The organism is Loktanella sp. DJP18, assembly GCF_049310965.1.
Taxonomy (GTDB): Bacteria; Pseudomonadota; Alphaproteobacteria; order Rhodobacterales; family Rhodobacteraceae; genus Loktanella.
On sequence record NZ_JBMERN010000038.1, the window covers coordinates 23,066 to 34,928 of the forward strand.

Here is an 11,863-nt window from a genome sequence, read left to right on the forward strand (position 1 = left end):
GGACTGATGGTGGACACGGACCTCGCCCTCGACCACTTCCGTCTGGAAGACACCCGGATCACCCGGCGCTATTTCGGCAAGTTCGCCCGGATCACGCGGCACCTGGGGCAGGTCGCCGCGACGATGCATGCCGAAGGGCGGCTGTCCAAGCCCGACATCGCGGCGCTGACCGGCTATCTTGTCGGGTTGAACCACACCTTTACCGCGCTGGCGCACAAGTATCACTTTGCCGGGCGGGCGTCCCATGCGGGGCAGCTGACCATCGACCGCGTCGAAAGCGGCTTTCCTGTCTATCAGGAGCTTCTGGAGATGGCGAACGACGCGCTTCAGGCGCGGTCGCATCTGGCGGGGATGCCGACTGCCGATGACCTGAAGACCCAGATGGTCCGCCAGATCGTCGGCGACCTGAGCATCCCGACAAAGCTGCAATTTGCCTTGTCGCAAAGGCTCTATTACGAAGAGTTGGCGAAGGGCGGCCAGTTCTGGGCGCGCAACGACCCGCAGGCCGTGTTCCTGTCGGACCGGGACAAGCGCCGGCATTTTCTGGTGCATTGGGCGGTTTACGACAGTCAGGTGAATCTGCCGACGCTGTATCTGATGGATGTCGAGGATTCGGGCCGTGTCGGCCTGCCAAAGGACGACCGTCGCTGGCCGCTGGTGCAGTCGCATCTGACGGCGCAATCCCTAGGCGGGTTGAAATTGATGACCATCGCCACCGGATTCGACGCGGATTTCGACGACCTGCATCCGGTGCGCCTGCGCCGGTTTCACGTCGGGCCAATGTATTCCAGCGCCTACACCCAGCAAACCGGTCCCCTGCGCGAGGTTCTGGACGTGGCGCAAAGCCCGGAAGGCGACGATTGGGCGCTGGCCTGGACCGAAGAGGACTTGCAAGCCGAACGGGTCGAGACCGTGAAATCCGGCTGGTTCGGATCGGTTGAGCGCCAGATTTTTGCGCGCGATCCCTTTGATGCGACCGCGCAGGACCGCGGCCTGTCCCGGATGGACCGGTCGATCATCATGCCCGCGCGTCCTTATCAGGCGCTGGCGGAACGGCGGCCTGCGGGGTTCGATGACGTGCGCAAGTTCGTCGTGGGCGGCGACGGGCGCGTCAGGGGTTATCGGTGATGCGGATTGCGACCACAAATGGCTCTCAGGTGCATCTGGCTACGCCAGATCGCCAAGACAGATGCTTGTCCGGTCAGATGAAGCGGAAAACGACATGAGTGAGACCGGCAACCGGATGGAACTGCGGGAAACTGACATTCGCACCCACTATGCGGCGGCGCTGGCGTTGCTCGACCGACTGGATCACGCGCCGCGCCTGGCAATGGGACTTGTCGCACCCCAGATCGAGGAACGGTCGCCCGGCATCGGCGCGCGGAGGGCGTTCCGCAGCACGACGCCGGGGCTGGTGACGCGGCGGACGGTGACCAGCGACGGCGTGGCCTTGCGGTCGCGGATCGCGGCTGTGGCCCGCGGCGACCTCGTGACGCCGGTGCAGGCGCAGGTGACGCAGGCGCTGCGGCGCGGGCTGGCCATCGCGATGGCCATTGCCGATCAGGTCGCCGACCGCACCGGGCTGGTGGCGTTGAAGCGCGCGAGCCTTGACGGCACACTGTCCGACGACCGGCGCGCGGACTTTGTGCAACTGGTCGAGGCAGAGGCCTTGGTGACGCTGTTCGTCTTCGCCTCGGCGACCAAGTCGCTGCTTGCCGATCAGGCCGGCACCGCCACGGTGGACCTGTCAGAGGTCGAGGAGGTGCTGACGGACAACGCCCCTCTCGCGCTGAACGGCGCGCTGTGGGAACTAGATCAGGACATCGCGGTACTGGCGCAGGATGACGCCACGCTGACGGCGACCGTCATCGCGTTCTGCGATGCGCTGGCGGAAAAGGTCGCGGCGCGGGCGGCGACGATGCCGGGACTGGACGCATTTACGCAAGCGACATGGCACGTCGCAGCCGACGATTTTACCGTGCAGGGCTTTGCCGCCCCCCATGCACGCAAGAGCACGACGCTGACGATGGCCTTCAAGACCCCGGAAGAGGTCGTCGGCAACCATATCGCCAAGGCGCAGGCGCTGCGACTGTCCAAGATGCTGATGGCCTATGACTTCGATCGTCGGATGAACCCGTTTGCGGACCTTGGCGGTTTCATCTTCACCTTCATGGGCGACGGCAAGCCGGGGACCGGCAAGACGACGCTGATCCAGATGATGGCTGGGCTGATCGCAGGCTACTGCGAAAACGCGGGCTATCCCTTTCGCTACCAGAACCTGAGCACGGACAATATCGACAGCTATCAGGGCAAGTCGGGTCAGAACGCCAAGGCCTTCATCACCAACATCATTGACCCCGCCGTCATCGGCTTCGGCACCATCGACGATATCGACCAGCTTGCGGGCAAACGCGGCGATCGCAAGTCCAGCGCTGGCCAGCTCGAAATCACGGCGGTCCTGATGGAGAGTTTCGCCGGGGCCAACACGGTCGTGCGCGGCAACTGCACATTTGGCATGTTTTCGAACTACCCCGAAAACGTCGATGACGCCCTGCGCCAGCGGGCCGGTGCCCGGTTTCTGGTGGACGGTCCGCAAAGCCGGGACGACTACATCGACATCCTGACGCTGCTGATGGGCAAGAACCACGACATCCCGCTGGGCAACCACGATCTGTTCGCGGCACAGGCGATCCAGAAAGCCGTCGCCGCCAGTTACGCCAGCCACACCCGCCCGCACGAGGAGGGTCTTTTGCGCGTGTTCGAAAGGGTGCAGGCCCAGCATGGCGATCTGGACACGCTTGCCAAGCTGGGCACATATCTGAAGGCCATTCAGGAAGCGGATGAGCGTTTCACAGGCCGTGCGATCAAGAACATCACCGACGCGGTGAAGGTGCGGGCGATGGATTTCGAACTGCCGGATGAGTGGATGGAGAACCCGGACCTATTCCTGCGCCGTGACTATGACACCAAGTCCGCCATGATCCGCGACCTGCGCCAACCGATCACGACCGATATGGTCTTGCAGGAAATCAATCGCTACGCCGACAGCGAATTCCGATATGCGGACAAATCCGACGAGATCGCCATCGCCAACGCCGTCCGCGACATGACCCGGATGGAAGAGGCGCGACGCCGCTACGCAAAGGGTCTTGGCGCATGACCGTCGGCTTGATCCTGCCAGCCCTTGGGCTTGGCCTGCTGGGCTGGCTGATGCCAAAGCTGTGGTCGATGGTCCTGCCGGAAGGCATCCCCGCACTTTTCGCCAATGCGATCCTGTCCGCACTGGCGCTGACGGCGCTGACGGGCCTGTTCTTCGTCATCAGCTACTGGTCGGCGGGGGTCACGCTGGGGCGGCTGGCCGATCAGGGCATCACCGGCAACATCGCCCATTTCGGCCGTCTGGGATCAAGTGCCGCGATCATCTGGGCACCGATGATGTGCATCGCGCTGATGGGCCTGCCGCGCACATGGACGCGGGCGACATGGTAGGGGGCGCGACATGCATCGCTTGATCGCCAAGGGCCTGATGTTCGGCAACCTGTTCCGCGTCGACAGCCCGCCCCTGATCGACCGCTACAACCGCGCGCTGAAGGTGCTGACGGGCCAGCAGACGGCGCTGACGGAATTCCACATCGACATTTCCGGCTTCAGCCCCGAAATCGGGGAGGAGCTGGGCGACGACCTTTACCTGAACCCGCGCGGCGTGAACCGGCAGTTCATCCTGCTGTCCACCGACCAGATGACGGCTCCGCTGCTGAACGCCACATTCTCGCACAGCCGGACGATCCTGCGGCAATTCATCAGTGACAACCGCGCGGCGCTGTTCACGCTGACGGCGCAGGACGCGGTGGCAGGGGAATTGCTGAACTCTGTCCACAGCGCCGATACCGCAGCGCGCCTTTTCGACATTCGCCGCATCACGATCGAGGCGGACACGACCGCCGGGACGATCGCAACTGCCGAGGCGCTGGGCGCGAAGATCGACCAGTTCATGACCCGGCCCGACGGCTGGCATGACGACATCCTGATCGCGCAGATGATCGGGCTGGCGCAAAAGACCGGCGACGTGACGCGCAACCCGGTGCGACTGGCGAAGATGACATATGAGACGCCGGATTTCTGGACCTCGCTGTTCGGTGGCCTTTATGTGTTTCGCAGCGTGCCGCACCCGGCGGTGATCGCGATGGGTAATACCGCGTTGGGGGATGTGCCGGTCTCTCCCGTCATCAGGGCCGATGCGCGGGGCGATATCGCGACATTCCTGAAGCTGAACGATCTGGTAGAGCCGGTGGCGCAGGCGAAAAGCCCCCGCGTCGCCGCAATCCTGCAGCAGAAGATGGATTTCATGGTCGCCACCACGGCCTCTGCCGCCGGCGAAGATTTAGCGCAGGTCACGGCGCGCGACATGCGCCAGATGGCACGGCGACACGCGGATGCCTTGCCCGCCGCCTGGCACACGCTTGCCAGCCTTGTCCGCTGGGCCGAGGACGGGTGCACCCTGGCCGCGCATAACGAGTGACGACGCAGGGTATTTCTATACGCTGCGGGCTCGCCCCGGACAGCAAGCCGACCTCGTGAACATGCTTCTGTCAGAGTTGTCGCCGCTGGACGCCCGGCAACTCTTCATCTGCCACAAACAGGCGTTCTATGCGGCCTATGCGACCTGGCCCGATGCAAAGCGCGACTTTGTGGCAGAGCTGCTGGCGCGCGACTATATGGCCGACAAGGCTGGCACACGGGAAACGCTGTTCGGTGCAGCACCGGAGCCGGTGAGCAGTCCGCCACCCATGCCCACCCGGCGCGGACCCTGGGGTTAGGCATGGCGTTCATCAAGCTCATCGTCTTCGGCCTGATCGGACTGACCATCATCTACCTGTCGCTGTCGCTCTATTCCGCGTCCCTCCGGCGTGAGAGGCTGGAAAAGACGTACGACGCCGACCCGGTGCCGGGGCAGACGCGCGAGGCCTATGTGGCGACCGGCATGGCGGCCTATCGCAGCAGCCTGCGGCCAAAGCTTCTGGTGCTTGTCTATGTCGTGCCGGTGGCGGTCTGCAGCGTCATCATCTATGTGATCAATACCAATTAGGCGGAGGGGCTGTCATGCGCACTTTGGGGTTCCTGTTCCGGCTGTTGCCGATCCTGCTGCTGGGCCTGCTGCTGCATTATGTGCTGCCGCAGCATGACGTGGTGCGCATCACCTCGACCGAGGTGATCCGGACGGATTTCAGCGCCTACAACCGCATCTTCTATGCCCAGGCCGATACCGGCAACGCGAACCAGCCGACCCGCGACCTGCGGCTGATCAACACGCAGAAGCAGAAGACCTTTCTGCTGGGGTTCATAAAGCGCGATGCATCCGAGGTCATGGTCTACCGCAACGAGGATACCGGCTGGATCTGGCCGCCCTACTTCAAATTTGACAGTTCGGACCTGCAGGCAGAGGCTGCTGCCAGTGCGCGCACGGATGGCTGGTATAGCCTGACGCATTATGGCTGGCGCATCCGCTGGGCGTCGATCTATCCCAATGCGGTTGCGATCAAGCCGGTGGTCGGCCCCAATGCAACGATCATTCCGTGGTTCAACATCGTATTCTTCATCTTCCTGATCTTTGCCATCGGCACGGTCCGCGCGATGTGGTTCCAGTTCCGCGAACGCATGATCGATCCGGCGATGGACGCCGCCGGCGACCGGATGGACATTGCAGAGGCCCGGATGGACGCACGCCGTTCGAGGATGCGCCTCTGGTTCGACAGCTGGAAGCCTAAAGATCGCCGGTAGCGACCATTCGCGAAGAATCAGGGGGGCCAGCCCCCCGGTCGGCATGCCGCCCTCCCCCCGGAGTTTATCTGGCCAGATGAAAGGGATCAGGCCCCGTAGGGAATCCAGATGTTCTTGATCTCTGTCGCGTGTGGCAGGATCGCCTTGGTGTTGTCCCGGCCCCAGTCCAGCGATCCGCACCACGTCCGCTTGAGGTTGCCGGCGGCGGCGGTTTCGATTCCCTTTGTCAGCGCAGGATCGCCCAGCGACCAGACCGCGTCGATGTCCATGTGCCGCGCCATCGGGTCCGCAAGGTCGGCATGGTCGCCGGTCAGGATATTGACCAAGCCACCGGGTACGTCCGAAGTGTCCAGCACTTGATAGAAATCCGTCGCGATCAGCGGGAACGCTTGCGAGGCGGCAAGGATCACCCGGTTACCCATCGCGATGGCCGGAGCCATCAGGCTGACAAGGCCCAGCAAGGGCGCGTCATCGGGACACAGGATGCCGATGGTGCCGACCGGTTCCTTCATCGCGAGCGCGACGCCACGGATCGGGACGCCGTGAACCTGACCGTCATACTTGTCGGCCCAGGCGGCTGCGCTGAACAGGCGATCGATGCTGGCGGCGACCTCTGCCGCGCAGTCCTTGCCGGTCAGGTCACGCAGCCGGTCCGCGAATTCTGCAGCGCGGGCGGACAGGTTCTCGGCCAGATAATACAGAATCTGCGCGCGCAGGTGGCCGGTGGAGGTGCCCCAGCCCTTCGCGGCATTGCACGCCTCGACCGCGTTGCGCAGGTCCTTGCGGTTGGCAAGGCTGACGTGACCCAGCAAAGCGCCCTTGGGTCCGTAGACGCCGCGCGAATAGCCGCCGTCGGGTCGGGCCTGCTTGCCGCCGATGTAAAGCTTGGCAGTGCGATCCAGTCCCGTGCCACCGCCTTCGCCCGTAAATGCGGCCACGGACTTCGGTGCAGGTGCAGAATTGAGGGGCTTCGTGTAGCCCCTAAGCCCTTCCCAGCCGCCTTCACGGCCAAAGCCGCTTTCGCGCACGCCGCCGAAACCCGCCGCGGCGTCCATCATGTTCGTGCCGTTCACCCAGACGATGCCAGCAACCAGTTTCGGTGCAACGTCCAGCGCCAGATTGATGTTTTCCGACCAGACCGAGGCGGCCAGCCCGTAGCGCGTCGAATTGGCAATCTCGACCGCTTCCGACGGCGTGCGGAAGGTCGTGGCGACCAGCACCGGGCCAAAGATCTCCTGCTGCATCAGCGGTGACGCAGCGGACAGACCGGTGATCAGTGTCGGCGGGTAGAAGCAGCCGTCGGGGGCGGCGGTCTGATAGGTCTCGCCTTCGGGGTGGGCGGCCAGCATGTCGGCAATGCGGGCGCGCTGGCGCGGGTGGACGATGGCGCCGATGTCGATGCACTTGTCCAGCGGGTCGCCGATGCGCAGGCCGTCCATCCGGGATTTCAGCTTGGCGTAGAACGCATCCGCAATGCCTTCCTGCACCAGCAGACGCGACCCCGCGCAACAGACCTGCCCTTGGTTGAACCAGATCGCGTCGACAAGACCTTCGACGGCAGAATCGATGTCCGCGTCCTCGAACACGATATACGGACCCTTTCCGCCCAATTCGAGGCTTAGCGCCTTGCCGGTCCCGGCGGTTAGCTCGCGGATGCGGCGGCCAACGGCGGTGGAGCCGGTGAAGGCAACCTTGTCCACGTCTGCGGTAACGATCATCTCGCCCACCTCTCCGTCGCCGGTGACGATGTTCACGACGCCCGGCGGCACGCCCGCCTGATTGCAGATGTCCGCGAACAACAAGGCAGTCAGCGGAGTCCATTCGGCTGGTTTCAGGACGACCGTGTTGCCCATCGCCAGGGCAGGCGCGATCTTCCACGCCAGCATCAGCAAGGGGAAGTTCCACGGGATCACCTGACCGCAGACGCCCAATGCCTGCCGGTCTGGCAACTCGGACTCCATGATCTGCGCCATTCCGGCGTGGTAATAGAAATGCCGGATGGCCTGCGGCACGTCGATGTCGCGGGATTCGCGGATCGGTTTGCCGTTGTCCAGCGTCTCGAGCACGGCAAACAGGCGCGATTGTTTCTGCAGGATGCGCGCGATGGCATAAAGCACTTTCGCGCGGGCGTGACCGTCCTTTGCCCAGGCGGGTTGCGCTTTGCGTGCAGCTTTCACGGCAGCATCGACGTCGGCCTGCGTGCCTTGGCTGACCTGCGCCAGCAGCGTGTCGGTCGCGGGGTTCATCACCGCGAACAACGTGCCGGGCGCGGTCCAGGCTCCGTCGATGAAGTGACCGAAGTCACCCTTGGACGCCAGCCAGGCTAGCGCCTCCTTGCTGCTTTCGGGGGCGGGGCCGTAGTCCATGGTCTCAAAGATCTCCTTGACGGTCATAGCGCTGCCCTTCAGTTTCATCTGGCTGAATAAACTCAAAACCGGCCTCAGCCGATCGCGTGGCGCCAGCCGGCGGAATAGCTGCCGGTGACGTGGTGTTCCAACTGCCGCTCGATATCGCCCAGCAGGGAAGACGCGCCAAAGCGGAACAGGTCCGGTTGCAGCCACCGGTCGCCAAGCTCGTCCTTGATCATCGACAGATAGACCAGCGCATCCTTGGCCTTGGAGATGCCCCCGGCAGGCTTGTAGCCGACGTGGATGCCGGTGCGGTCGTGATAATCGCGGATGGCGCGGATCATGGTCAGCGTGACGGGCAGGGTGGCGTTGACCGATTCCTTGCCGGTCGAGGTCTTGATGAAATCGGCACCGGCCATCATGCAGACCAGCGACGCCTTTGCGACGTTGCGCAGGGTGCCGAGTTCGCCGGTGGCGAGGATCGCCTTGACGTGAGCCTCGCCGCAGGCGGCGCGCATCTCGGCCATCTCGTCGTAAAGCGCCTGCCAGTTCCCGGTCAGGACGTGGCGGCGAGATATGACGATGTCGATTTCCGCAGCACCTGCGGCGACGCTCTCGCCGATTTCCGCGATGCGCAGGTGGAAGGGCGACAGGCCGGCGGGAAACCCGGTGGACACGGCGGCGACGGGAATGCCGGAACCCTTCAGCGCATCGACTGCGGTGGCGACCATGTCGTGATAGACGCAGACCGCCCCGGTGGTAAGCCCGGTCATGCCGAGGGCCTCCAGTAGATCGGGGGCTACGGGCTGGCGCGCCTTGGCGCAAAGCCTTCGGACGCGCCCGGCGCTGTCGTCGCCAGACAGGGTCGTCAGGTCGATCAAACTGATCGCCTTGCAAAGCCACGCAGCCTGATGATCCTTCTTCACGCTGCGGCGGCCCGGCAGGGTCGCGGCCCGGCGTTCGATGGCAGAGGTGTTGGCCTGGGTGCGCATCACCCAGTCCATATCCAGCGGCTGGCCCGGGTTGCGTGGCAGATGGTCAGGGATTGTCACGGACGGCACTCCTCGGGCGGGCGATGGGGACTTGTGGCACGAATTTGACCGATTGGTCAATTAAGGGCCGGGTTGAACGACGTCACGTTGGAATTGCTGGCGGTATTGCAGCGGGGTCATGCCGTGATGGGCGCGAAAGAGTTTGTGGAAATGGGACAGGTTGGCGATGCCGACGGACTCTGCGATGACGGGCAGGGGGTCGCTGTCGCGTGTCAGGGCGCTGGCGGCCCGCGCCATGCGGACCCGGTTGATATAGGCGGTCGGTGTCAGCCCCAACCAGCGTTGCAGGCTGCGCGCCGCGTGAGGGTGGCTTTGTCCGGTTCGCGCGACAAAGCCGGCAGCCCCCACGCGATAGACCTCTGGGTCCTGGGCGGCGGCGCAGGCCCGGTGGAGCCAGTCCGGTGCGTCGGCGGGCAGATCGGTTCGGGCCCGCGCAAGGTCCGCAAGCAGCGGCAGCAGAAACGCCTCTGCCGCGAGGGTGTCAAAGGGGCCGTGGTCCATAAGGTTGGCGGCATGATTGAGAGCCGCGAGCTGCCGCATGTCGCGGTCGGCGCGGGACGGTCCGTCTGCGGCCCGCCAGAATGGCAGGTCGGGGACACGGCCGTCAAGCTGGCCGATCAGATCGGGGTGCAAGGCAACGGAGACGACGAGGGACGCCTCTCCCTTGCCTTGCAAGGCATGCGTCTGGCCGGGGCGCAGAAGGACCAGCGCGCCTTCTTTCAGTGTCTCGATGCCGCCGGGCCGGTGGTGTCGCACCGTGCCGTTCTGCACCCAGAAGAGTTCGACGAAGTCGTGGTCGTGCAGTGCCTTTGGCCGGGCGGTCGTCAGGGTCGCGCGGGTCAGGTGGATGACCGAACCGGGCGGCAGGATGTCGGCGTGGTGCAGGATGCGAGCGGTCATGGTATCAAGCTAGCACGTTTTTTCAAGGCGCGCAGGCCTGTCGTGACGACGGATCGGCGCTGTTCGCGGGCGGGGCCCGCGAATGCGCCCCGCCCGCCGTCCCGTTCAGGCCCGCAGCTTGATGGCATCGCTATGGTCGAGAAAGGCAAAGCCGTTGCCGGGCAGGGTCAGCTTGCCTTTGGCCAGCGTTCCGCTGTGCGGCCCGGTCAGGTCCACCGCGCCGGTCAGCTTCAACGTGACCGGCGTCGTCGACAAGTTGAAGATGCAGGTCAGGTGAGCGTCGTCCGTACTGCGGGTGAAGGCCAGGACCGGATCGGGCGTCTTGATCCAGGCGGTCTTGCCGCGCGTCATGCAGGGGTTCGTTTTGCGGAAGGCGATGACATCGCGGTAGAAGCGCAGGATGCTGCCGGCCTGACCTTCCTGCAGATCGACGGCGTTTTCGACCTGCGGCGGTTTCACAGGCAACCAGGGCGTGCCGGTCGTGAAGCCTGCGCTGGGGGCCGTGTGGTCCCAGACCATCGGCGTGCGGCAACCGTCGCGACCCTTGATGCCGGGCCAGAACCGGATGGCCTGCAGGTCGGTCAACTCGTGGAACTCCATCACCGTTTCGGTCTGGCCCAGCTCCTCGCCCTGATAGATGCCGATAGTGCCCTCAAAGCTCATCAGCATGGCGCAGGCGAGGCGGGCCATCGCGTCGTCCGACACAGCGTGCGCACCCCAGCGTGTGACGTGACGCGGGACGTCGTGATTGGAAAAGGACCATTCCGGCTGGCCGTCCGGCGCGCCCTTCTGGAACCCTTCGATGCAGCGGCGGAAATGCGCAGGGCTGAAGTCAGGGCCAAGCATGGCAAAGCTGTAGGCCATGTGCAGGCGTTTGGTGCCAGAGGTGTATTCGGCCATCAGGTCGATGGACCGCTGCCCCATGTCGCCCACTTCGCCCACCATCATGATGTCGTCGTAGCGGTCGCACAGGGCGCGCAGCCGTTCCAGGAAGGCGATGTTTTCCGGCTGGTTCTTGTTGTGGATGTTGTTCTGCATCCCGTAAAGATCCGTCGCCATGACCTGTGGCCCGGCGCTTTTTGCCGCCGGGTTCGACCGCAGATTCTTGTCGTGAAAGTAGTAGTTCACGGTATCGAGCCGGAAGCCGTCAAGGCCGCGGTCCAGCCAGAATTTGGCGGTCTCGAGGATCGCATCGACCACATCGGGATTGTGGAAGTTCAGGTCCGGCTGCTGGGCCAGAAAGTTGTGAAGATAATACTGGCCCCGCACGGCGTCGAATTCCCAGGCCGGTCCGCCGAAGTGGCTGTGCCAGTTGGTCGTCGGGCTGCCGTCGGGCTTGGGATCGGCCCAGACATACCAGTCCGCCTTCGGATTGGTGCGGTCCTTGCGGCTTTCAACGTCAGAGGTGTGCGACAGCACCTGATCGGTGATCACCTTCAGCCCGAGGTCATGCGCCTTGGCCAGCATCCGGTCGAAATCCTCGAGCGAGCCGAACAGCGGGTCGATGTCGGTATAGTCCGACACGTCGTAGCCCATGTCGGCCTGCGGGCTTGTAAAGATCGGCGAAAGCCAGATGCAGTCGACGCCCAGACTGGCCACATAGTCGAGCCGCCGGGTAATGCCGTTAAGGTCGCCCACCCCGTCACCCGTGCTGTCCTGAAATGAGCGCGGATAGATCTGATAGATCACCGCATCCCGCCACCATTCGCGCATCTTGTTGCTCCATTCTCTGTCGGGTCCAGCCTACCAGCCTGCTGCGAGAGTGAAAGCGGTCCCGGACCACTA

9 protein-coding genes and 1 pseudogene are annotated in these 11,863 nt (G+C 64.2%); 6 read left to right on the forward strand and 4 right to left on the reverse strand.

The genetic code is table 11. The features are described from left to right. Nucleotides 1-6: 6 nt before the first annotated feature. The 6 genes and pseudogenes from ACOI1H_RS12540 (at nt 7) to ACOI1H_RS12565 (ending at nt 5,778) form a co-directional block, all read left to right on the forward strand. The gene (locus tag ACOI1H_RS12540; RefSeq protein WP_422437900.1) at nt 7-1,128 is read left to right on the forward strand and encodes a hypothetical protein; all 1,122 of its coding nucleotides are present in this window, start codon (nt 7-9) and stop codon (nt 1,126-1,128) included. Between the two features lie 94 nt (nt 1,129-1,222). Beyond that, nucleotides 1,223-3,160, forward strand: coding sequence for an AAA family ATPase (locus ACOI1H_RS12545; protein WP_422437901.1), 1,938 nt, complete (start codon nt 1,223-1,225; stop codon nt 3,158-3,160). Continuing rightward, entirely contained in the window at nt 3,157-3,489 is a 333-nt protein-coding gene (locus ACOI1H_RS12550; protein ID WP_422437902.1) for a hypothetical protein, read from the forward strand. The genes ACOI1H_RS12545 and ACOI1H_RS12550 overlap by 4 nt, the downstream gene beginning before the upstream one ends. Before the next feature lie 10 nt (nt 3,490-3,499). Next, nucleotides 3,500-4,817 (forward strand): annotated as a pseudogene (locus tag ACOI1H_RS12555) (DUF6638 family protein). Between the two features lie 2 nt (nt 4,818-4,819). Continuing rightward, nucleotides 4,820-5,086: a hypothetical protein gene (locus tag ACOI1H_RS12560; protein WP_422437904.1), complete on the forward strand. Its 267-nt coding sequence runs from the start codon at nt 4,820-4,822 to the stop codon at nt 5,084-5,086. A 14-nt stretch (nt 5,087-5,100) separates the two neighbouring features. Next, on the forward strand, nt 5,101-5,778 hold the full coding sequence (locus ACOI1H_RS12565) for a DUF1523 family protein (RefSeq protein ID WP_422437905.1): 678 nt from the start codon (nt 5,101-5,103) through the stop codon (nt 5,776-5,778). An 86-nt stretch (nt 5,779-5,864) separates the two neighbouring features. On the opposite strand, the gene ACOI1H_RS12570 is transcribed toward ACOI1H_RS12565, so the two are convergent. From ACOI1H_RS12570 to ACOI1H_RS12585, 4 genes are all read right to left on the reverse strand, one after another. Next, complete coding sequence (locus ACOI1H_RS12570) at nt 5,865-8,171, reverse strand: aldehyde dehydrogenase family protein (protein WP_422437906.1); 2,307 nt, start codon at nt 8,169-8,171, stop codon at nt 5,865-5,867. Between the two features lie 47 nt (nt 8,172-8,218). After that, nucleotides 8,219-9,130 carry a deoxyribose-phosphate aldolase gene (gene deoC, locus ACOI1H_RS12575; protein ID WP_422437911.1) on the reverse strand — a complete coding sequence of 304 codons (912 nt, stop codon included), beginning with the start codon at nt 9,128-9,130 and terminating at the stop codon, nt 8,219-8,221. 108 nt (nt 9,131-9,238) lie between these two features. Beyond that, nucleotides 9,239-10,078 carry a helix-turn-helix domain-containing protein gene (locus ACOI1H_RS12580; RefSeq protein ID WP_422437908.1) on the reverse strand — a complete coding sequence of 280 codons (840 nt, stop codon included), beginning with the start codon at nt 10,076-10,078 and terminating at the stop codon, nt 9,239-9,241. Nucleotides 10,079-10,183: 105 nt separating this feature from the next. Beyond that, a complete protein-coding gene (locus ACOI1H_RS12585; RefSeq protein WP_422437909.1) occupies nt 10,184-11,791 on the reverse strand; it encodes an alpha-glucosidase in 1,608 nt (535 codons plus the stop codon). Nucleotides 11,792-11,863 lie beyond the last annotated feature (72 nt).

What these genes read in the sequence shown, in the direction of transcription:
- ACOI1H_RS12540 (WP_422437900.1), top strand. Translation starts at nt 7, where the DNA reads ATGGTGGACACGGACCTCGCCCTCGACCACTTCCGTCTGGAAGACACC.
- ACOI1H_RS12545 (WP_422437901.1), top strand. Translation starts at nt 1,223, where the DNA reads ATGAGTGAGACCGGCAACCGGATGGAACTGCGGGAAACTGACATTCGC.
- ACOI1H_RS12550 (WP_422437902.1), top strand. Translation starts at nt 3,157, where the DNA reads ATGACCGTCGGCTTGATCCTGCCAGCCCTTGGGCTTGGCCTGCTGGGC.
- ACOI1H_RS12560 (WP_422437904.1), top strand. Translation starts at nt 4,820, where the DNA reads ATGGCGTTCATCAAGCTCATCGTCTTCGGCCTGATCGGACTGACCATC.
- ACOI1H_RS12565 (WP_422437905.1), top strand. Translation starts at nt 5,101, where the DNA reads ATGCGCACTTTGGGGTTCCTGTTCCGGCTGTTGCCGATCCTGCTGCTG.
- ACOI1H_RS12570 (WP_422437906.1), bottom strand. Translation starts at nt 8,171, where the DNA reads ATGACCGTCAAGGAGATCTTTGAGACCATGGACTACGGCCCCGCCCCC.
- deoC (WP_422437911.1), bottom strand. Translation starts at nt 9,130, where the DNA reads ATGGACTGGGTGATGCGCACCCAGGCCAACACCTCTGCCATCGAACGC.
- ACOI1H_RS12580 (WP_422437908.1), bottom strand. Translation starts at nt 10,078, where the DNA reads ATGACCGCTCGCATCCTGCACCACGCCGACATCCTGCCGCCCGGTTCG.
- ACOI1H_RS12585 (WP_422437909.1), bottom strand. Translation starts at nt 11,791, where the DNA reads ATGCGCGAATGGTGGCGGGATGCGGTGATCTATCAGATCTATCCGCGC.